The 20,961-nt window shown below is 55.5% G+C and carries 17 protein-coding genes and 1 pseudogene; 4 read left to right on the plus strand and 14 right to left on the minus strand.

All coding sequences use genetic code 11. The features are described from left to right. Positions 1-13 precede the first annotated feature (13 nt). Positions 14-637: a LysE family translocator gene (locus GOW16_RS16890; protein ID WP_170417144.1), complete on the plus strand. Its 624-nt coding sequence runs from the start codon at positions 14-16 to the stop codon at positions 635-637. A gap of 503 nt (positions 638-1,140) precedes the next feature. Then, positions 1,141-1,773, plus strand: a pseudogene (locus GOW16_RS16895) (tyrosine-type recombinase/integrase). A 304-nt stretch (positions 1,774-2,077) separates the two neighbouring features. Here the strand turns inward: GOW16_RS16895 and GOW16_RS16900 are convergent. The 12 genes from GOW16_RS16900 to GOW16_RS16955 all read right to left on the minus strand — a co-directional run bounded on the left by GOW16_RS16900 (position 2,078) and on the right by GOW16_RS16955 (position 16,158). Then, complete coding sequence (locus GOW16_RS16900; protein ID WP_170417146.1) at positions 2,078-3,859, minus strand: thiamine pyrophosphate-binding protein; 1,782 nt, start codon at positions 3,857-3,859, stop codon at positions 2,078-2,080. Further along, positions 3,859-5,268, minus strand: a complete 1,410-nt coding sequence (locus tag GOW16_RS16905; RefSeq protein WP_170417148.1) for an aldehyde dehydrogenase family protein — start codon at positions 5,266-5,268, stop codon at positions 3,859-3,861. Before GOW16_RS16905 ends, GOW16_RS16900 begins: the two co-directional genes overlap by 1 nt. Next, a complete protein-coding gene (locus GOW16_RS16910; RefSeq protein ID WP_170417150.1) occupies positions 5,249-6,163 on the minus strand; it encodes a sugar phosphate isomerase/epimerase family protein in 915 nt (304 codons plus the stop codon). Before GOW16_RS16910 ends, GOW16_RS16905 begins: the two co-directional genes overlap by 20 nt. Before the next feature lie 154 nt (positions 6,164-6,317). Beyond that, entirely contained in the window at positions 6,318-7,508 is a 1,191-nt protein-coding gene (locus GOW16_RS16915; protein WP_170417152.1) for a Gfo/Idh/MocA family protein, read from the minus strand. Continuing rightward, entirely contained in the window at positions 7,501-8,175 is a 675-nt protein-coding gene (locus GOW16_RS16920) for a hypothetical protein (protein WP_170417154.1), read from the minus strand. Before GOW16_RS16920 ends, GOW16_RS16915 begins: the two co-directional genes overlap by 8 nt. Further along, the gene (locus tag GOW16_RS16925) at positions 8,165-9,352 is read right to left on the minus strand and encodes a Gfo/Idh/MocA family protein (protein WP_254429824.1); all 1,188 of its coding nucleotides are present in this window, start codon (positions 9,350-9,352) and stop codon (positions 8,165-8,167) included. The genes GOW16_RS16920 and GOW16_RS16925 overlap by 11 nt, the downstream gene beginning before the upstream one ends. After that, complete coding sequence (locus GOW16_RS16930; protein WP_254429825.1) at positions 9,342-10,178, minus strand: citryl-CoA lyase; 837 nt, start codon at positions 10,176-10,178, stop codon at positions 9,342-9,344. Before GOW16_RS16930 ends, GOW16_RS16925 begins: the two co-directional genes overlap by 11 nt. Then, positions 10,175-12,067, minus strand: a complete 1,893-nt coding sequence (locus GOW16_RS16935) for a bifunctional sugar phosphate isomerase/epimerase/4-hydroxyphenylpyruvate dioxygenase family protein (RefSeq protein WP_170417159.1) — start codon at positions 12,065-12,067, stop codon at positions 10,175-10,177. Before GOW16_RS16935 ends, GOW16_RS16930 begins: the two co-directional genes overlap by 4 nt. Next, positions 12,067-13,362, minus strand: coding sequence for a TRAP transporter large permease (locus GOW16_RS16940; protein ID WP_058282995.1), 1,296 nt, complete (start codon positions 13,360-13,362; stop codon positions 12,067-12,069). Before GOW16_RS16940 ends, GOW16_RS16935 begins: the two co-directional genes overlap by 1 nt. After that, positions 13,359-13,934 carry a TRAP transporter small permease gene (locus GOW16_RS16945; RefSeq protein WP_170417161.1) on the minus strand — a complete coding sequence of 192 codons (576 nt, stop codon included), beginning with the start codon at positions 13,932-13,934 and terminating at the stop codon, positions 13,359-13,361. The genes GOW16_RS16940 and GOW16_RS16945 overlap by 4 nt, the downstream gene beginning before the upstream one ends. 30 nt (positions 13,935-13,964) lie before the next feature. Next, positions 13,965-14,975, minus strand: a complete 1,011-nt coding sequence (dctP, locus tag GOW16_RS16950) for a TRAP transporter substrate-binding protein DctP (protein WP_170417163.1) — start codon at positions 14,973-14,975, stop codon at positions 13,965-13,967. Positions 14,976-15,066: 91 nt separating this feature from the next. Beyond that, positions 15,067-16,158 carry a Gfo/Idh/MocA family protein gene (locus tag GOW16_RS16955; RefSeq protein WP_170417471.1) on the minus strand — a complete coding sequence of 364 codons (1,092 nt, stop codon included), beginning with the start codon at positions 16,156-16,158 and terminating at the stop codon, positions 15,067-15,069. A 207-nt stretch (positions 16,159-16,365) separates the two neighbouring features. Here GOW16_RS16955 and GOW16_RS16960 point away from each other — a divergent pair, with 207 nt between their 5' ends. Further along, positions 16,366-17,019 carry a GntR family transcriptional regulator gene (locus tag GOW16_RS16960; RefSeq protein ID WP_170417164.1) on the plus strand — a complete coding sequence of 218 codons (654 nt, stop codon included), beginning with the start codon at positions 16,366-16,368 and terminating at the stop codon, positions 17,017-17,019. A gap of 303 nt (positions 17,020-17,322) precedes the next feature. Here GOW16_RS16960 and GOW16_RS16965 read toward each other — a convergent pair whose 3' ends face one another. Further along, positions 17,323-17,751: a hypothetical protein gene (locus tag GOW16_RS16965; protein ID WP_170417166.1), complete on the minus strand. Its 429-nt coding sequence runs from the start codon at positions 17,749-17,751 to the stop codon at positions 17,323-17,325. Between the two features lie 1,150 nt (positions 17,752-18,901). Further along, positions 18,902-19,456 carry a cupin domain-containing protein gene (locus tag GOW16_RS16970; RefSeq protein WP_170417168.1) on the minus strand — a complete coding sequence of 185 codons (555 nt, stop codon included), beginning with the start codon at positions 19,454-19,456 and terminating at the stop codon, positions 18,902-18,904. A 155-nt stretch (positions 19,457-19,611) separates the two neighbouring features. Here GOW16_RS16970 and GOW16_RS16975 point away from each other — a divergent pair, with 155 nt between their 5' ends. Next, the gene (locus GOW16_RS16975) at positions 19,612-20,934 is read left to right on the plus strand and encodes an aspartate aminotransferase family protein (protein WP_170417170.1); all 1,323 of its coding nucleotides are present in this window, start codon (positions 19,612-19,614) and stop codon (positions 20,932-20,934) included. The last annotated feature ends 27 nt before the right edge of the window (positions 20,935-20,961 follow it).

Raw genomic sequence — 20,961 nt, forward strand, 5'->3', positions numbered from 1 at the left:
TTGGAGGCATGAAATGACGTACGAACTATGGCTGGTTTATTTGGCTGCTGCGGTTGGATTGTCCCTTACCCCTGGTCCGAATGGGTTGTTGTCCCTGACACATGGGGCCTGCTACGGCTTCCGCCCTACTGTTTCCACCGTTTTGGGCGGAGCGCTTGGGTTCTTCCTTCTGATCGCGATTTCTCTGGCTGGCTTTGGCACCTTGCTCGCTGCATCGGAGCGGGCTTTTCTCGTCGCGAAATGGATCGGTGCCGCATATCTCGTCTATCTTGGTATTCGGGTCTGGCGCTCCACACCCCCCGATTTTGGTGCGGCGACCAGTTTGACAAGAACGAATGATCTTGGGACCTACAAGATGTTCCAGCAAGGATTTCTTGTCGCCGTTTCAAACCCAAAGGGCCTCTTGTTCTTTGCTGCGTTCCTTCCACAGTTCATGGTCACGGGATCGCCTTTCCTGCTTCAGCTCGCCGTATTTGGCGGGACGTTCGTACTCGTTGAGGTTGTTTACGAGCTGTTGCTCGCAGGATTTGCGCAACGCATTGCGCCCTGGCTTGCCCGAAGCGGACGATGGTTCAACAGAATCACCGGTGGCGCGTTTGTGGGAATCGGAGCGGCGCTCGCATCGGCGTCAAAGTAGCCATAAGTCTTTGGGTTGTTAGAGACGCGGTTGCCAAACCGTCAGGCGCGGTCGCACGATCACTTGGGTATTTCTATGAAGTCGTAATTGGGCATGCGCCAGTATTTGGTCCCGGATTCAGTTGGGGCTGGCCCGATTCCGGTTGTAATGTTCTATCCCTGCGATGCAAAAATGGCACCGCAGAAGGTCGGACCTTACGCGTTCATGGCAGCGCGGAATGCTGCACCCATACTTGTCAAAGCTCCCCTGATCGTAATGTAGCATGGCAATGGTGGATCGCCCTGGGTTCAGCTCATGGTTTTCGAGATACGACAATAGCCGTTCTCAATGCCCTTGAAGCCGAATGCTCAGCAGATACGCCATGTCTGCTTTCTGCGAATATGTGTAGGGTTCGCTTCGAGCTCACTGCTGACACCGGAGGCGACGCGGCATCCTGTGGTATGACGTCCGTGTCAACGTCGGGTTGTCGCTTTGGGAGGGCATGGCGGATCGGAGGATCAGTCATGGAAACACCAAACTTACCGGCCATTCGCGCGCTTCGCCCAGCCTGGAACAAAGGACGCATCGTTGGCCAGAAACGACCGCTGAAGCCAAAGCACGTCTGGGCAATCCGCGTGCGGCTTGAATTGGCAGTGAACCATCGTGATCTAGCTTTGTTCAATATGGCGATCGATAGCAAGCTTCGCGGGTGCGACCTTGTGAAGATGAAAGTTGTGGATGTTATGGCGTCTGGCCAGATCAAGGAACGCGCCTCAGTGCTGCAGAGCAAGACGCAGAAGCCAGTCCGGTTCGCGATATCGGAAGGCACCCGCGCATCCGTCGAGAAATGGATGGAAGAGGAACTGATGGTCGGGTCAGAGTATCTTTGGCCAGGCCGTTTTCATGAGCGCCTTCATATATCGACGCGCTAGTATGCACGGATTGTTCGGGACTGGGTCACGTCGATCGGACTGGAAGCCGGTGCATACGGCACACATTCGATGCGCCGCACGAAAGTTACCCAGATTTACAAGAAGACTGGCAACCTTCGCGCTGTTCAGCTTCTGTTGGGACACACAAAGATGGACAGTACGGTTAGATATCTTGGTGTTGAACTTGAGGATGCCCTAGCCATCGCCGAAGCCATTGAAATCTAACTTTTCTGGGCCGTCTACATGGGCGGCCCTAAGCTGCCACTGGCTGCCTGTTAGTGATACTGCGAAGCATCCCGTCGAACCTACCATTCGCTGAGGGAGCGAAAACTTGAACGCTAAGAACGCACATACTTCAGTTTATCGCAATATGATATTATCTCACGTGCTTCGGTGAAAGTAACTTACCAACAAAAAAGTCAGACACACAACAACGAAGACTGCGCCGCTACGAAGCTGTTGATATTTGCTCGAACACGGATGAGCATTGACACAAGAAACTGGGCGCGTCTGAACGCGCCCAGTTTCGTCAAGTCGCGACGTGAGATACCTCTTTGTCCGGCGAGTATATGTCCAAGATGTTCCAATGCCCGGTTGTTGGTGTCGGGTTGTTGATCATTGGCACATCGAGCACGGTTGGCTTGCCACTGGCGATTGCCGCTTCCAATGCGGGCAACAGTTCGTCGGCAGCGCTGAGTCTGTGCCCTTCCGCGCCGTAGGCTCGCGCTATGTCGGCATAGCCCGGTCCGTTTGCGGGTGCGGCGGCTGATCCGGGGAAAGTGGTGCCGTAGGTCAGACCGTAATGCGCTTTTTGAAGGCCGGCGATAGTTCCGAAGGCATTGTTGTTCATAACCAGCCAGATGATGCCCAGATCAAGTTCGACCGCTGTTGCCAGCATCGACGGATTTTGACCGAATCCACCATCGCCAACCAGGCTGATCACCACACGATCAGGTGCTGCCAGTTTCGCGCCGATCGCACCCGGAGGGCCAAAACCCATCGTCGCGAACCCGCCGGGGGTCAGGATCGAACCCGGCGTCAGGATATCAAACTGTTGCCCGACTCCGTTCTTGTTCCACCCAACGTCCGTGGTGATGATGGCATCCTCGGGCAGTGCCTTGCGGGTATCTGCCAGAATACGCTCGGGCATCATTGGAAAGGCTGACGAGGTCGCCATGTCCACGTTACGCGCTTTGAAGTCCGTCCGGAAATCAGCGATCTTCTGCTCCAGCGTGGGGCGCTTGAAGCCGTCCGGATATTTCTCGCGGGCGACCCGGTTGAGGACGCGCAATGCGGCCTTGGCGTCAGCAACAACTCCGATCTCGGTGGGATAGTTCCGACCGATCTCCTGCGGCTCAATGTCGATATGAATGACCTTCGATCCGGGAATGTTGAACGTGTAGCCAGGGTACCAACTTGAACAATCAGCCTCTTTGAACCGAGTGCCCACGGCAAAGATGTAGTCCGCACTCAAGCAGGACTGGTTGACTAATTCGGTGCCCCAAAACCCAGTCATTCCCAGCACAAGCGGATGATCGTCCCGCAACGCGCCTTTACCCATCAGGGAATGCGCGACTGGCAGGCCCATATGTTCAACGAATTCTCGCAACTCCTTGCTGGCCTGTGCCAGAAGAATACCACCTCCGACATAAGCGACTGGGTTTTCGGCTTTTGCCAGTGCCTCGACAATCTCTCGCGCTGTCTCGTCGTCAATCGACGGTTTCTTGAGCGCGCGCGTGTTGTCGCGGATACGGTCGAAACTGTCCGAGGGGATCACCTCTGAAAAGATGTCCATGGGGACATTGACCAGCACCGGCCCGGGCTGGCCGCTTTCAGCGAGATGAAACGCCTTTTCAAGAATCTCGGCCATCAGGTCTGCCCGATCTACGCGCCATGCACGTTTGACAAAGGGGCGATAAATCTCCCATTGGGCAGCGTCTGCGTGCAGGTTCACCTCCTGATGCGGGTGTTTACCATAGTAGTGCGTAGGAATATCGCCCGCGATCACGACCATAGGTATACAGTCCAAGGCCGCGTTGGCGACCCCGGTGGCACAATTTGTCAAACCTGGGGAGAGATGGGACAACACCACCGAGGCCTTGCCCGTCACGCGGGCGTAAGCGTCCGCTGCGTGGCTGGCGATTTGTTCGTGTCGCACTGTAACGAAATCGATGGGACTTTCGGCAAGCGCAGCCAGTACCGCGATGTTCGTGTGGCCGCACAGGCCGAACACATGTTCGACCTCGCGACGCTCGAGAAAGTCGACGATATGTTCGGCGACGGTTTTACCTTCCAGTTTCGCTCCGTCCATCACGCGACCTCCTGTCCGTAGAACTCACCGAACAAGTCCGGCTCCGAGGGGCGATCCTCTGGGATGGGACGGCTGACCCAAGTGTAGTTCATCATGTGTTTCATGGTGACGTTTTCGTTGGTGATGTTGCCGCCCCAGATGCCGCAGCCCAGGCTACTGGTCATAGGCATGCCATTGGTCCAGGCACCCGCATTGGCCTTGGACTGAGGCTGTCGAACCATCATGCGGCTGACCGGAGCCAGACGCGCCAACCGGTCGATGTGATCGTCATTGTGGCTGTAGATGCCGCAGGAATGGCCCTTGCCCCCGGTGTTGTAGATCTGGCTGACCGTTTCCAGCGCGTCATCGAATGTGTCGAAGTGATATAGCGCCATCAACGTGGTCAGTTTTTCCTTGGAGAACTTGTGCCGCGGGCCGATTTGCCCCTGATTTTCAACCATCAGAAACTTGCGATCTTCGGGGACGCTAAAACCGGCGACCTTGGCCGTTTGCTGCGGCGGACAGGCGATGGTCGGAAACGTACGGTTTCCCTTTTCGTCCCACATGGCCGCTTCGAGCATGGCCTTCTCTTCATCCGAACACAGGTAGCCGCCCTCGGCTTGAAGCGCCTTGACCATATCGTCGTAAACTGAGCGCTGGATGATGATGTTGCCGTCGGCCGAGCAGCCCGACCCAAAGTCGGAGGTCTTTGAAATGCGAGTGTTCCGCGCGGCGATGTCCAGATCGGCGGTTTCATCGATGACGATGGACGAGTTGCCCGCGCCGACGCCATAGGCCGGGCGCCCAGAACTGTAGGCCGCTTTGACCATCGGCTTGCCACCCGTCGCCAGCGTCAGGTCACAAATCTCCATCAGATGTTGCGTCAATGGGATCGAGGGCTTGCGAATGGATTGAAACAAATCCTCGGGGGCACCGGCAGCACGACAAGCTGCACGCATGACCTCGACCATTTCAAAGGTAGTATGGGCGGTTCGCGGGTGCGGGCTGAAGATGACCGCATTCCGGGCGTTCGCGGCGGAGACACCGGTCACCGGTGGTGTCATCGCCGGGTTGGTCATAGGGATCAGAGACGCGATCACACCGGCAGGTTTGGCATATTTAACAAGCCCTTTTTCCTCATCCACTTCGACGATACCTGTCGATGGAGTGCGCAGGACATCACGCAGTACCATGTGAATCTTAAATCTCTTCGCTGGACGCCCTTCGCGATCTCCGATACCGCTTTCGTCCACGCCTTGCTGGGCCAGACGCGTGAAGGTTTTCTCGTTCCCCGCATACCACGCGATAGCCTGAGATAGCCGGTCCAGCCGGTCCTGGTCCCAATCCTCGATCTCGGCCATGGCAGCGCGGGCGCGTGCCAACATGTCGGCCGCCATATTGCGGTCGTTTTCAGTGAGCTCTTTGCCCATGATGATCCTCTTGGTGTTTTAGAATGGCTGCATCAGGCATACGGCGCTGTGACCGCGCCTTGCCGAATGTTCGTTTGGCGTGGCTGAGACAGCGGCGCGCGTGTTCTTCATATCCCAACTCGGCAACACGGCTTTGGTTGGGTAATTCAATGGAGTAGTCGACGGGCGGCATCCGTTCGATGATGCCGGTGAAATCGATCCATCCTTCACCGGGATATAGCCGCGCATCGCGGGCCAGTTGGATCATGCCCTCGCGCGTATCGGCGATGCCGGGCAGGCAATCAGAGATATGCAGGAAGTGAAACAGGTCCGAGGGGACGTGTAGCAACTCTCCCAAATCCACGCGGCTGAGGTGCAGATAAAGCGTGTCGACCAGAATACCGCCGTTCGGTTGATCGGAAGCGCGGACAATATCCAGCGCTTCGTCCAAAGTGCGCAAGCGGGAGAAGCTTGGGAACTCCAAGTCCACTGTTAGCCCATAGGGCGCCGCCAGCTCGCAGGTCTCGGAATAGACGTCGATCAGAAAATCACGATCATCGCGGGTATTGGTCCAAGCGCTCATGATCATGCGTTTGGCGCCCAGTTCTCCGCCGATCTCCAGCGAGCGTTCAAAACTACGCGGATCGACATCTTCGGTGATACGCGCAATCTCGATATCCAGAACCTTTAGGCCAGTGGTCGCAAGCGCCGTTTTGGTTGCCTGCACCTGAGTCTTGTCGATCGGAGACTGCCTGAACTCACCGGGCACATGCATCGGAATGAACCGGGGGCTTACGGCATCGTAACCGGCCCGCGCGGCGATATAGACCAGCTCGGGCGGCGTACAACCGATCAGCGTCAGATGCGCCAAGGAATAGAGAGAGGGGCTTGCGCCAGCCTCTTCGGGTTTCGCCATGAACGACAGCTCCACGTGTCTGCGAATCTCAAATTCATCACACGTAAATAAAAATATCTGATATTTTTTAAAATATCAACTTTTAATGACGAGCGCGAAATAGAAACGCCCGGACGGTGTGCCGGGCGTTTTCCAACTGCTCGATTTTTGTGACTTAGATACTGACCCAATCACCGCTGGATTGGTGTGACCGCACAGAGGCATCTATGAAACGGACGCCGTCTGCGCCTTGTTCGACACCGGGAAAAGTAAGCCAATCGGCCCGAACGGTGACGCCATCCCGGCGCGCGGCTACGGCCATGGCAAATTCCGTATAGAGGTTAGCCCAGGCTTCGATAATCCCTTCGGGGAAGCCGCGCGCGGTACGGGTCAGACGTTCCGCTCTGGGTCCGATACCATGCCCGTGACCTCGGCTGATGATACGATCCGGCTCACCAAACCGATTGAACTTCAGTTGCTCCGAATTCTCCAAATCCCACTCGAGGCCTCCTTCGCTCCCGAATATGCGCAACCGCAACCCGCCTCGATTTCCGGGGGCAAGGCGTGTCGCCATCAGGGTTCCGGGGACTTCATTTTGGTAACGAGTGAGCATGAACACCGTGTCTTCCAAAGGCTTGGGCGCGCCGCAGACATGAAACTCGGCCCGTAGGTCGGTCAAGGGCAGGCCCGAGACAAAACTGGCGAGATGCGCGGCATGGGTGCCGATATCGCCGACACAACTGGTCGGGCCAGAAATCTTTGGGTCCAGCCGCCATTTGACATGGGGCGCATCAGCCACATCATCGGGTGTCATCCAGTCTTGCATGAACTCGACGTGGATTTGGTTGATTTTACCGATGCCACCTTCCGCCACGATCTGCTTGGCCTGCCGGATGACCGGAAAACACGACATTGCATAACCGACAGCAAAGACCTGACCCGTGCTCGCTGTGGCCTTTTCAAGCCCTTCGGCCTTGGCGATTTCGTTGGTCAGGGGTTTGTCGCACAGTACATCAATGCCAGCCTCCAGAAACGCTTTGGCCGCATCGAAATGAACGTGGTTCGGGGTCGTGATCATGACGGCATCTACGCCATCCGGATGCGCCGCCTCGGCCTGCGCCATATCGTCGAACGACGCATAGCACCTGTCTGCTGGCAAGTACCAATCAGCCCCGCGCGCTCTACTGCGCTCGGCATCTGAACTGAGCGCGCCTGCAGTGACCTCCCACCGGTCGGTCATTCGCGCGGCCGTTGCTTGCGTGACAGAGATACGTCCACCACCAACAACGCCCAGCCTCAAACGACGAGATAAGCGGGGGAAAGGACCATCAAAGTTCAGGTTTTCGGGTAAAAGCCTCTCAGCCATTCTGAACCTCCATTTCCGGGACCCGTACGCCCTCGGGCAGGAATTCGACCGCCATGAAGATGCTGGGGGTAATCGTCTCGTATTGATGCCAGGGATAGTTGCCCTCAGCGTCATACATCGGCTTGTGAGTCGTGCCGGGGGCCATGAATTCTTCGAGGTAAAGGGTTTCAACGTCCCGTTCGCGGCATTGCTGCATTTTGCCAAAGCCTACGATTTGCGTATGCACTTCTCGGAACCCCGGTACAGGGCAGAATGGATGATCCTTGTGCAATCCGACATTCAGTGGAACCGAACCCGAGTGGTACATGGTCAGGCCAACATTGCCGACGAAGACCTTTGGCGACATATAGTGGCTGACACCGCGCAGACGCTCCTCTTGGCGAACATCAAAGGCCGACGGCCACGTAGCTTTCACCCGTGCGAACAGTTCGGTGTCATCGGCATGGGCGTCGAAACCGCGGACAATGACTGCACGTTCCACGCCGTTAAGCGTGCTGTCTTGCACGATCACGGAGGAAAGAGGTGCAACGGTTTGATCCTCGACAGAGAGGCCCCTCTCCCCGAGATTCAGAACAATGGCGCGACCCTCGACAGTTATTCTGTCTTCATCAGTGATGTGCTGGACGCGAAAAAATGGCTGAGCAAAGTCGAGTGTCTCAATCGGCATTCGCCAACTCCTTCCTCTCATCGTTCAGGAAATCGACCGGCAAAGGCTCGGGTACCTCGCAACGGCTTTCTATCGTCTGATACGCTCCGAATTTCGGTGCCCGTTCAATTGCGTCCATGACCTCGAAAACGTGGTAGGCAAGCGCTCCACTTGCACGGGGTTGGCGTCCTTCTTGCGCCGCAAGGGCCAGATCCAACAGACCGAGACCGCGACTGTCTTCATTGAACCCGTGTTTGTTTTCGACCACCTGCCAGTCTTCGCGACCGGCTGGACGAGGCTGATGAGACCAACGTGAGGTGTCCCGCGTTTTCAACCAGACATCCCCCTGAAAGATATTGGCGCCATGAACCGGGTCAGGGTCAGGGATGCTGATGGTGCCGTTTTCACCATAGATCTCGAACCGCGGAGTTTCGCTGTCCCAGACGTCGAAGCTCATGGTCATCGACCCTATAGCTCCGGAGGAGAACTGCAGCAGGCTTAGGGAGTGCGTGTCGACCTCGACATCCATCCATTCGCCGTTGCGAGGGCCGTTTTCGATCATCCTTTTGTCGAACGTGCGCCGAGCCATTCCGGCGACACGGTCAACAGGCCCAAGACAGCAGATCATGGCGGTCAGATAATATGGCCCAAGGTCCAGCAATGGCCCACCACCCGCCTTGTAGTAGAAATCCGGGTTGGGGTGATGGCGTTCCGTGCCGTGGGTGCCGACATGGGCAAAAACCCCTGTTGGCTTCCCGATAGCGCCTTCATCGATCAAACGCCGAACGGTCTGCCAACGACCGCCCAGAAACGTGTCGGGCGCGCATCCGACCAGCAACCCCTTTTCAGAGGCCGTGTGCAAAATCGCCTTGCCATCCGCTCGGTTCATGACCAGTGGTTTTTCCGAATAGACGTGCTTACCCGCCTTTAACGAACGCAGACTTATTTCGGCATGCGCCGCCGGAATTGTCAGGTTCAGAACGCAGTCAATTGTCGGATCGTCAATCACTTCATCTGGCGTGCAGACCTTGGCGATGCCATATTGATCCGCCTTGGCGCGGCTTTCCGAAGGATCAAGGCTTGCACAAGTCACAACCTCGATGTTCGAAAATTTTGATAGTGTTTTTAGATAGATATCGCTGATACGACCACAGCCGATAAGGCCGACCCGGAAGGATTTCGATGTCTCACGTGTCATCATTCCTGTCTTTGTAGAGGGGTAAGTAATTCGGGGGCATCGGCCCTTTGTTCCGACCGCCCTGCCCCATCTGCTCCCAGGCGTGGGCGAGTATTCCGACCGAGCGGGACAGGCAGAACAGCCCCCGCGACAAGGGCGCAGGAAAGCCAAGCTCGCAGAAGATCACAGCTGTCGCGCCGTCGATATTCATGGCGATGGGCCGACCGCCGCGTTGGCGACCAAGTTCGGCCTGAACCTCTTCGCCAATATCGGCAAAGCGACCAGAAACGGTGCCAGCACTCGCGGCGTCGCGAACCAGTTGCATCAATCGAGGCGCACGTGGATCGACGGGTTTGTGAAACCTGTGACCAAAGCCCGAGACGATCTTGCCGTAGGTCTCGCGCCAGCTGTCCAAGCCGTCCCGAACAGCGTCATTCAGCGAAGCTCCCGCATCCATGCGGACCGCGATATCATAGTACAGCTCTGCGCATTGCTCTCCTGCCCCGCCATGCACATCGCCCAGCATGTTCACCGCAGTCGCCATCGCATTATTGAGACCTACCCCGCAGGTGGCGGCCATACGCGCGGCCGCAATCGAGGGGGCCTGCGGGCCGTGATCCACGCCTGCGACCAAAGCGGCCTCGAACAGGCGCGCTTGCGCGCCGCTGGGCAGATCACCCCGCACCATCAGCCAGATCATTTGCGGGAAAGATACGTTCCCGATCAGGTCCTCTATGGCGTTGCCGCGAAAAGCGATCTGGCCGGGCTTCATGTCGATGATGGAGGTACGCCACCATTGGCGAACGGCCCGCTCATCCATTGTCATGTTTTCATCCAGCACGGTCATTGAGTCTGCACCTCTTTGAGCGTCTGGGTTTTGCTTTGCGCGGCGAGGCGAATGGGCGCGTTACGCGCACCGTAACCGGCATAGCCCATGCGGCGTTCAACAATTTCAAAGAAGAAGCCGTTAAAGATAGGGCGGCTGTAGACCTGAAAATACTCGGTACCCGCTGCCCGGTCGTAAAGGATGTTGCCCCGGCGCATTTGGGCGATCATGTCGTCATCCAATCCGAAAGTCGCTTGCAGATCAGCGTAGTAGTTTTCAGGGATGGACAGGCTGGGAAAGCCGGACTTGAGCAACTGGGCTGAGGTTTCAAAAATATCATCCGACTGGAAGGCAATGTGCTGAACACCGGCCCCAAAGCCATCTTCAAGGAATGACGCCGCCAGTGTTCGGCGCCCAACTGCCCCATTCAGGTTTAAGCGCACTTCGCCTTCGGGACTTTCGATAGCTTGGCTTTGCACAACACCGGACGGGTCGGCGACGTTCACGATAGTGGATTTTGCCATCTCAAAAGTCGAAATGTAGTAGAGAAGCCAGCTTTGCATCTCATCATGGCGCATCGTCTGTGCCAGATGGTCGATACGGCGCAAACCGGCAGGCTGGGTCGCTTTAGTTTTCGCGACCGGCTCGAACTCGATGTCCCAAACCCGATGCAGATCGGATTTCTCGTCGATGAAATGAACGACGTTGCCACCAACGCCCCGAATGGCCGGGATATCCAGTTCCCCGGTCCCCACCGGCTGTGAAAAATTCGGCGCGCCCAGCGCAGTCGCCCGCTGAACCGTCTGATCCGCATCTTTGACACGCAACCCCATATCACAAACGGAGGGGCCGTGACCCAGGAACGCAGAGTGGGCAAATCCTTCCTTTTCGGTATTCACGACAATGTTTATCGCGCCCTGCCGCCACAGCTCGACGGACTTGCTCACATGCTTTCGCTCCATTCGAAAACACATTGCTGACAGCATATCTGCCAGTTGCGCGCCGCTTGTTTCATCAGCTGTAAATTCGACGAACTCAAAGCCTGACGCATAGACGCGTTCCGGCAGGTCCGGGATGCCGAAATCGGTTCCAGGCTCAGTCCGGGATACCTCATCTAACAGGTTCACCAGCGACCTGTAGCTGTCTCGGGCCAGTGTCCGGCCACCGGGTTGAGGCGCTGCTTCGTTGACGCGCGCAATGGACCAGGGCCCCTTGTACCCGGCGCGGGACAACACACGCACGAAGCCCGCAAGGTTCAGCGACCCAAGCCCCGGCAGAAGCCCAAAATGCCGTTTGAGCCGACGTATATCCATCTCGAGCCGGGGCGCGTCGGACAGTTGCACATGGAACAACTGCTCTCCGGGAATGTCCCGAAGGCGGGCTGGTTTGGACCCATCGGCAAGCGAGAAGAAGGAATTCAAAGCCAACCCCAGATGAGGGCTGTCGACAGCTTCAACGACGCCTAACGCCTGTTCATCCGAGTGAATAAGATCCGACCATGGCAAGCCCATATAGGCCAGACGCAACCCCATCTCTTTCGCGATCTGGGCCGCCTCGCCAAGATCTGCGATTACCTGTTCTTCGGTCGCGGCGACATCGACCTCGAAGGCAGACCCGATAAGCAGCAATTCCGTTCCCAACTCGTTCATCAGGTCGAGTTTGCGCTTCAGCCGATCAAAGGCGCGCTCCCGTCCGACGTCGGCCTGGCTTTCAAGGTTATGGAAGGGTTGCAGCAGGCAAATCTTCAGGCCGAGATCTGATGCAATGTTCCGAATTTGCGATGGCGGCCCATCAAAAGCGGTCAAATCCGGTTCGTGTAATTCGACACCTCCGAACCCCGTGTCGGCGATAGCACTCAGTTTTTCGGACAGATCACCGGGGATCGAAGTTGTCGAAACCGAGAGGCACATTATCCCTGATATCCAAACATACGCGGCAACCAAAGGACCAGATCCGGCATCAGCATCATGATCACCAAGGCGAAGATGAGAACCGCAAGGAAGGCCCAGATCTCCGAGATGATTTCGCGCAGCGGAATGTCCGTCACGGCGTTGATCACAAAGAGTAGAATGCCATAGGGCGGCGTGATCAGACCGATCATCGAGTTCACGACGACCAACACCCCGAAATGTACCAGATCAATCCCGAGCGCTTCGCAGGTCGGGATGAACAGGGGCACAATCACCAGGATGATCGTTGTGGCGTCTAACACGCATCCCAGCGCGAGGATCAGCAGGTTTACGAGGATCAGGAAGACGATCGGGCTGACATCAGAACCCTCCAGCAGTGCCGAGATAGACTGCGGTATTTGCTCCTGAATGACGATGAAGTTCAGAATGAACGCGCCACCAATGACCACCCCGACCGCTGCGGAAGAGCGCGCGCTGTCGACGAACACTTGATAAAGGCCACGGAAGGTCAGCGCGCGGTAGAACAACGCTGCAAGTAGCAGGGCGTAGAACGCAGCCACGGCTGCAGCCTCGGTCGGAGTGGTGACACCGCCGTATATGCCGTACAGCAGGATTGCGGGCATCAGCAGTGCCGGAAACGCGTTGGCGGTTTTAGCCGGCAATTCGCGCAGCGGAACAGGTTCTTCCAATGCAAAGTTCCGCTTTCCGGCCAGATAGTAGTTCATCGCCATCAGGACGATACCCATGATCAGGCCCGGAAGAATACCGGCCAGGAACAGCGACCCGATAGAGGCCTTGGAAACGAGCGCGTACAAAACCATCGGGATCGAGGGCGGAATGATCGGACCAATCGTCGCCGACGCCGCTGTGATTGCGGCTGCGTAACCTCGGCTGTAGCGGCCATCCTTGGTCATCATCTCAATGATGATCTTGCCGATTCCCGCGGCATCCGCGACAGCCGAGCCGGACATGCCCGAAAAGATCAGGGATGCCACAACATTGACGTGCCCAAGGCCGCCCTTGAAACGCCCGACAGCAGCGACGCAGAAGTTCAGCAGGCGGTCGGTGATCGACCCAGCGTTCATGATATTCGCGGCGACGATGAACAAAGGCACGGCAAGCAGGATCGTGCTTTTGTAGAAGCCTTGCAGAATTTTTTCACCCGCCAGTGCGACGTCCAGACCAGCGACACCCAGATACATCAGTGACGCCAAAAGGATGGAATAGCCGATAGGGGTCCCGATACCTGCCAGAACAAAGAGTGTGAGCAGGCAGGAAAGAAGTTCGAAACTCATTTGCTTGCGTCCTCGTCGTCTTCCACATCAACGCGGGGATGTTCGTCGACCACGTTGTAGCCCACGACCATTTCGAGTTCGGTTTTTGGCGGGCCGTTGCGCATGATGTCAAAGAACAACCACGCATACCGCGCGGCAACGACCAGCATGAACACGGCATAGATCGAAAACACGGTGCGCAGCGGTATCTTCTCGCCCGAGAAGGGATTTCGAACCGTCGCGGTCTTACGGATTTTCATCCAATCGATGTAGTCCCACGTCGGCAGGAAACTGTAGAGCATCCCGACCACAATCGCCGCGGCCGCCAGCATCGCAAAGACCTGACGCACGCGCATCGGCACCGAAAGGTAGATGATGTCGAACTTCACGTGATCCCTCTCGCGCACGATGAAGGCGCAGCTAAAAAAGATCACCCAGACCCAGAGGATGCCGATCAGTTCAAGCGTCCATCCGGCGGGGGTGAAGAAATACCGCAACAGAATTTGCAGAAGGAAGATTAGGAAGATTGCCGCCAGCATCCCGCCGGCAATCGCTTCGGTCAGTCGGGAGAACCCCTTCATAAAGGCTTTCATCGTGGTTCTCCCTCCCTTCTTCAGACGACCTTAGTTGCCCAGAGCGTTGATCTGCTCAAGCACACCGTCCGGCCATGATCCGGCGAATTCACTTTCAAGGTACATCGACTGTACCTGATCGCGGAACGCCGCCAGGTCGGGCTCGTAGACCTCCATGCCCTGTTCTTTTAGGAAGCTGACAAGGTCCTCTTCTTTCTGAAGCTGCTTCTGGCGGCCGGATTCAGCCGCAGCATCCGCAGCTTCCTGAACCTTGGCTTGCTGTTCCGGTGTCAGCCCGTCCCAAACCTCTTTGCCGATGGCGATATAGTTCAAGTCGACCAGGTGCGATGTCAGGATGATCTGATTGGTCACTTCGTAGAATTTGGCATCAACCACAGTCGGCAACGGGTTGTCCTGACCGTCAACGGCACCGGTCGACAGAGCTGTGTAAACCTCTGAGAACGCCATTGGTGTCGGGGCGGCACCCAGCGCTTTGCCAAGGAACTGCCACGCATCTGTGCCCGGCATCCGCAGGTTCACACCCTCCAGATCAGCCGGAGTGCTGACGGTCAGTTCATCCTTGGGTTGGCGCAGGTTCACCTGACGACGGCCCAGATACATGACCGACAGCAGTTTGACGCCCAGTTCTTCTTCGGCCTTTTGCTTAAAGGCATCCATCAAGGGATCGTTGAAGACAGCCACCTGATGCGCGGCGTCCTGGTGGACATAGCCTGCTGTAAAGATCGAAAACTCGGGGAAGAACTGTGCCAGCTCCTGCGCCGAGGTAATCGACATTTCCAGGTTACCCCGGCTGATGGCGTCCAACTCGGTGCCTTGGGCGAAGATGGTTCCATTATAGCTGGGCTCGTAGCTTGCGAAATCAGCGACCATGGGCGCGAAAACCTCGGCCATAGCGACCGAACGCTGGTCGGTCTCCGATCCTGATGTTGCGAGGCGAAGTTGAACTTTGTCTTCCGCCAGCGCACCACTTGTTGCGCTAAACAGAACACCGGTTGCGACCAGGGCTGATACAGCAGCCCGGCGGGTAAGTTTGGTAATCACTTTGCTCCTCCCTGAGACATCATGATGCTTCTTTTTTGCGATTCAGAGTTTTGACCTATTTTGGACATTTTGCAAGATGTTTTACAAAATATCAGATATTTTTCATTACCTGCAATCTCTGTTGCTGCGTTTCCTGAAGGTTTCTTATCCTAACAGTCTCGCCAGTTCTGCAAGAATTCTGTATAGCTTCAATAACTTGAAGCGTTCTGAACCCTTCCCACCCAGACACAATCGGCACTGCTTCGTGCCGAGCTACTTCAACAAAGTGCCTGAGCTGATTGACCAGAGGGTCAGACGCACCCTTCTTCAGCGCGGTCGATGAAATAGGTGTCCACCAGTCCCTTTGCTCACTCTGGTAACTCCACAATCGAAGATCGGGAACGGACAACGAACCATGAGAGCCACCTATCATGTAGCTACTCTCAGTGGTCGACGGATAGATTGGATATTCCTGAGACGTCATCTCCCAGCTCCATGGAGCAACGATGCTATCGGACACACTTATGGTCCCGATCGCCCCACTTTCAAACGTCAACAGCGCGCCGGCGACATCTTCGTTGTCGTAACCCCGCTGCGATGAAGCCGACTGAGCCTGAACGGTCACGACTTCTCCGGCCAGGTACCGCAGCAAATCCACATCGTGGACAAGATTGACCGAGATAGGCCCTGCACCGGGTTTCTTTCTCCAGGGCGCAGCATCAAAATACTCGTCTGGCTTATAGAACCAGCAATTCGCATGGACAGCGCGCACATCTCCAATCTTCCCATCGACAACGGCTTCCTTAGCCGACCGGATCAGAGGATTGTGCCGACGATGATGTCCGACCATCAGTGGCACATTGGCCTTCTCCGCTGCTTGAACAAGCTCAAGTGCAGCGGTGGCTTCCACGGCGATCGGCTTTTCGACGAGAACGGGACAACCATGTCGAATACACGTGAGGCCTTGTTCAACATGAAGCGTGGTCGGGGTCGCAAGAACAGCTCCGTTCGGCGTCTGATTTGCAAACATTTCCTCAAGGGTCTCGTAACATGCGACCCCGTGCTCAACGGCGTAAGCACGACCTTCATCGCTGGGGTCGACCACCGCGACAAGATCAACATGGCGCAACGCTCGGATAGCGTCTGCGTGGCGGCGTCCAACAAGGCCAATGCCGACAATGGCAATGCGAAAGTTTCGAGACACTTTGCTTCCTTCCGGAGGGCCTGGAAGTCCCAAACCCTATGTTTGCGAACGGGCTGCATTGCCCAACTTGGCCACGACCGTATTGGGGTTTTCGCGATTCCGCAATAATGTATGATATTTTTATTTTTACCATACACCTGATTGGATTGCTGATACCTCCGAAAAATGCTAATTGAACGAAGAAACTGATAATATCGGGTGAAACGCATGGCGAAACAGCCGTCTACGATAGGTGCAAGCACTTATCAGCGCATCAAGAGGGACATCATCTTCGGGGAATTGCAGCCCGGCTCCAAACTGAAGCTGGACGCCTTGAAGGAACGCTACTCGGCAAGCCTTTCGACACTTCGTGAAACGTTGAACAGGCTCGCCAGCGACGGATTTGTCGAAGCTCCCGAGCAACGGGGTTTCCTGGTCACGCCGGTTTCACGAGAAGACCTGACCGAGATATCAGAGCTGCGCGTCCTGTTGGAATGCCACGCGTTGGAATTGTCCATTGCGAACGGCGACACGGACTGGGAAGGCAACCTCGTTGCCGCACACCACAAACTGCACCTGATGGAGCAGCAGCTTCTCAAGGGCGACGAGTCCGAGAAAGAAACCTGGAAACGATATGATTGGGAGTTTCATCAAGCGATGATCGCGGCCTGCAACTCCAAGAACCTTCTGTCTCTACACTCGATCATCTACGACAAGTATCTGCGGTATCAGATGCTCGTGCTGACCTATCGCGGCGAAGAGGCCGTCAAGGAGCACAAGGGCATGTTCGATGCCGCGCTCGCCAGAGACGCAGGCACAGCAAAGAAGCTGTTGGAAGATCACATCCGAAACGGTCTCTCACATACGTTGGAGGCTATGTAAGGCGGTATGCTGATTGCGTGCTTCGACGTCTTCAGGTCGATTTGGCGGGGAATATCTCAAAATTCTACATCTAAATCGAGAAGTTTGTGAACGGCCCTCAGCTGCCGTTGTTCGGAGGGCAACGTCGCTGCGAAGCTACCCGCCACAGGAGACATTCGCTGCACACGCACAATCAAAGCGATGGTGTAAGTGAACTAATATCTATGTCTGAACCAGCGGGGTTATGGTGTCGCTCAGAGCTTAGAAGGCTTCATTGCGGGATGCTAAAATTCAAGGTGCCAAATCTCGCTATTGCCCCTCAAATCATGGCAATATTGCGCTCCGGTTCTTTACTGCTTCAATCAACGCCTGAAACTTGCTTGGGTTAAGAACAAAGTACCCACCAGTAGCAGGAATGCTCCACTTGATGAGTGTGTCAACAGCCAAGTCAGCCTTCTGTCCCACCCAACTCAGACAGAATTTCAAAGCCTCTGTAAGCTTCTTCAACGCAGACAGTAACAGTGATTTGTTCGGCTCCTCGGCCTCGGCTTGTTCGGCGACTTCGTCGGCCACCGCCCAAATAATTGCGTAGTTGTCTTGTACAGAAGAGGGTAACTCTACTTTTTCGGGTGGGTTGTTGCCGCCAATCCCTAGACGGCTGTTGGCGAATACTGCTGACCGGTCTTTCTCTAGCTCAGATAATGACTGCCTTACTGAAAATAGAGCTTCGATTTTCTCAATCTCTCGAGCCACGTGTGTGGGACCCGATTTCCAATCTTGATCAGATAGCGTAGACGTTATCAAACCGCTTAGATCCCATGGCATTGGCTTGCCATCGTGAATTGCCCTGAACCACCTTAGCCAAAAACCCCATACGCCTTTGTCAGAATAAAAAAGTCATCAAGGTTCGAGTAATCACCCAACACACTACTTGGACACCCATCAACATCCCATAGCGGAGGCCACTCTCCGACGGCTGTTGCGTCAGATTTGGCTAGTTTGGCCGCATTGTCATCTCCAGCCAACCAAGCCAACTCCCAGAAGCCTCCTCCACGTTCCACGGAAAAGTCTGGGTCTCTGAAGCCGACTGCCCAAGCTAGAGCATTACCAATTGCATTCTCAGCAACTCCCCTTCTGAGAGAACCTGGCGGTGGTTGTTCATCTCCGTACAAAACTTGTTTTTGATTTGGATGCGTTGATTAAAAAAAACAACTGATCATTGTAAATCTGTTGGACCGAACCTGCGTAGTTCACGCTGCCAAAAGCGAAGTATGCGGCTTTCCTCGCAACGTCCAAATCGTTGCTAGCGACGGCAGCAATGAGCAGGTGGTGCAACAACCGTAGGGTGTTTTCCTGATCAAACGGCGCTTTTCCAATCGCTGCGGGAAATGACCTTAGAGTCATACGCGCAACGAACCGAACCCTAGTTTGTCGATCTTGTTGTGATAGCCAAAATCTAGCGCTCTCATCGTCAACGATCTCAAACAAAACGCATCCCTATTGAAAAACCTCGACAGTCGATAGTTCGTTTACACTTGCTGCCTCATCCCAAAAAAGGCGCAGCATTAATTTCAGGCTTTTGGCCTGCATTGTCTTTGTAGATAGCTCCGTGTGAACCACAAGCACAAACACTGAGTGGTTGGGAAAGTAGTAGCGTTCATGTAGGCGGCCCAAGCCTGCCACTCAGTTCGGGGCATCTATGCTGCAGCCACAGTCCGCATTCCAGTCATTCGCTGCAAGCGCGAAATCCGATAAGAGTTCGCCGTTCGGGATCGCGTAAGAAAGTCGACAATTAGCTCCTGGTTGTGAATGTCGATTTCAACTCTACATTCTGAGTTGGTTGTCGAATTTCACCATCCCGCGAAACATTGAAAACGCTCACAAAAGAGCTCTTGTGATTCAGTCAAAACGACGAAGGAGTGCATGCGCTGATCACTTTGCATGGCGTATCACCGGCATTCCGAAACCTGTGTGGCAATATGCTTGAGAAGTAGTACGCGTCCCCGGGGCCCAGAACCCTGGACTGCCCATCTACCGTGACTTCAAGACGGCCCTCTATCACAACCGCACATTCCTCTCCTTCGTGCGACAGTTCTGATCGGCCCGAGTCAGCACCGACATCGTACTCTTCTATTAGCATCTGAAGTTTTCTGTCTCGGCGCTCTCCTGCAACAAGCAAATAAGAAACACCGGGGGAACCAAGGTCGCGCATTCTTTCGTGCGGGTAAAAAAACGACTCCTCGTTTTGCAATTCAAAACTGAAAAAAAAGCCCAAATTGACGTCTACTGAGGCAAGGATCTTCTTTAGCAACGCCACGGAAGGTTGGGTGGAACCGCTTTCGATTTGAGAAATCGTTCCGCTACCCACTCCCGCGCGTTTGGCCATTTCGCGTTGACTGAGGCCTTTGGTCGTCCGAATCAACTTTAGACGACGTGCTGTTTCGAGATCTGATGACAAAACCGTTACTCTAGTGATTTCTTGCTTTGGATCGAAAGCATTCTAGGGGCACAACGATTTTTTTCAATAACTTACAGATTAAAATAAAGCCGGGTGTGCGGAAGGCCTGAACTCTGCAAGGATTTGTCATCAAATGAAAATCTGCTTCGCGAGGAATGGACGTGCTCGATCAACCCAACACAATGTCATCTTTTTGGATGCCGTTTTCGGCCAATCGTGATTTCCTTCGCGAGCCCCGAATGATCCAAGCGGCCGAGGGGATGTATTACACCAGTTCCGATGGTCGGAAGGTCATGGATGGGACTGCTGGGCTATGGTGCGTCAATGCGGGTCACCGTGATCCGTTGATCGTTGAAGCCGTGCAGAAACAGGTGCACGAGTTGGACTATGCGCCGAACTTCCAGTTCTCCCACCCTCAGGCGTTTGAGTTGTCGGCGAAGCTGACAGCGATGATGCCTGAGGGAATGAACCACGCCTTCTTCACCAACTCTGGCTCAGAGTCCGTCGATACTGCGCTCAAGATCGCGCTGCATTACCACCGGATGCGTGGTGACGGAGCTCGCACCCGCTTGATCGGACGTGAGCGTGGTTACCACGGCACAGGGTTTGGTGGCATCTCGGTTGGCGGCATCGTCAAGAACCGCATGGATTTCGGCACGCTTCTGACCGGCGTTGATCACCTGCGACACACGCATGATCTGGACAAAAACGCATTCTCCCGCGGTTGCCCACAACACGGGGCAGAGCTGGCTGACGATCTGGAGCGTTTGGTTGCTTTACATGACGCCTCGACAATTGCGGCGGTGATTGTCGAACCAATGGCCGGTTCGACCGGTGTTCTCCTGCCGCCGAAAGGATACCTAAAGCGACTGCGTGAGATCTGCGACCGCCATGGCATTCTGCTGATCTTCGACGAAGTTATCACTGCATTCGGTCGATTGGGGGCAGCGACGGCATCAGAGTATTTTGATGTAAAGCCAGACATCATCACGACCGCCAAAGGCCTGACCAACGGTGTCATCCCGATGGGTGCGGTCATTGTATCCGATAAGATCTATGCATCGGCTATGGAAAACGCCGATGCGCCGATTGAGCTGTTCCACGGTTATACCTATTCCGCCAACCCTGTATCCTGCGCCGCGGCGCTGGCAACGCTGGAGAGTTACAAGCAGAATGATCTATTCCGACGCGCAGCATTGCTGTCGCAGCCCTGGGAGGATCAGCTTCACAGCCTCAAAGGTCTGCCCAACGTCATCGATATCCGCAATCTGGGATTGGTGGGCGCGGTCGAGCTTGCACCACGAGAAGGCGCTCCGGGGGCACGGGGCTATGATGCCATGAAACGAGCCTGGGACGCTGGAATAATGATCCGCGTGACCGGTGACATCATCGCCCTGTCGCCACCGCTGATCATCTCGGAACCCGAAATAACGACACTCTGTCAAACACTTGGAGAGGTATTGGCAGACCTGCCATAACCCCTGACCGCTAACCCCAAAAAGGAC

Origin of the sequence: Ruegeria atlantica (assembly GCF_013033965.1) — a bacterium.
Lineage (GTDB): Bacteria > Pseudomonadota > Alphaproteobacteria > Rhodobacterales > Rhodobacteraceae > Ruegeria > Ruegeria atlantica_D.

Excerpts from the sequence above, each read along its gene's own strand:
- GOW16_RS16890 (WP_170417144.1), top strand. The coding sequence starts at position 14 with ATGACGTACGAACTATGGCTGGTTTATTTGGCTGCTGCGGTTGGATTG.
- GOW16_RS16900 (WP_170417146.1), bottom strand. The coding sequence starts at position 3,859 with ATGGACGGAGCGAAACTGGAAGGTAAAACCGTCGCCGAACATATCGTC.
- GOW16_RS16905 (WP_170417148.1), bottom strand. The coding sequence starts at position 5,268 with ATGGGCAAAGAGCTCACTGAAAACGACCGCAATATGGCGGCCGACATG.
- GOW16_RS16910 (WP_170417150.1), bottom strand. The coding sequence starts at position 6,163 with ATGGCGAAACCCGAAGAGGCTGGCGCAAGCCCCTCTCTCTATTCCTTG.
- GOW16_RS16915 (WP_170417152.1), bottom strand. The coding sequence starts at position 7,508 with ATGGCTGAGAGGCTTTTACCCGAAAACCTGAACTTTGATGGTCCTTTC.
- GOW16_RS16920 (WP_170417154.1), bottom strand. The coding sequence starts at position 8,175 with ATGCCGATTGAGACACTCGACTTTGCTCAGCCATTTTTTCGCGTCCAG.
- GOW16_RS16925 (WP_254429824.1), bottom strand. The coding sequence starts at position 9,352 with ATGACACGTGAGACATCGAAATCCTTCCGGGTCGGCCTTATCGGCTGT.
- GOW16_RS16930 (WP_254429825.1), bottom strand. The coding sequence starts at position 10,178 with ATGACCGTGCTGGATGAAAACATGACAATGGATGAGCGGGCCGTTCGC.
- GOW16_RS16935 (WP_170417159.1), bottom strand. The coding sequence starts at position 12,067 with ATGTGCCTCTCGGTTTCGACAACTTCGATCCCCGGTGATCTGTCCGAA.
- GOW16_RS16940 (WP_058282995.1), bottom strand. The coding sequence starts at position 13,362 with ATGAGTTTCGAACTTCTTTCCTGCCTGCTCACACTCTTTGTTCTGGCA.
- GOW16_RS16945 (WP_170417161.1), bottom strand. The coding sequence starts at position 13,934 with ATGAAAGCCTTTATGAAGGGGTTCTCCCGACTGACCGAAGCGATTGCC.
- GOW16_RS16960 (WP_170417164.1), top strand. The coding sequence starts at position 16,366 with ATGGCGAAACAGCCGTCTACGATAGGTGCAAGCACTTATCAGCGCATC.
- GOW16_RS16975 (WP_170417170.1), top strand. The coding sequence starts at position 19,612 with ATGGACGTGCTCGATCAACCCAACACAATGTCATCTTTTTGGATGCCG.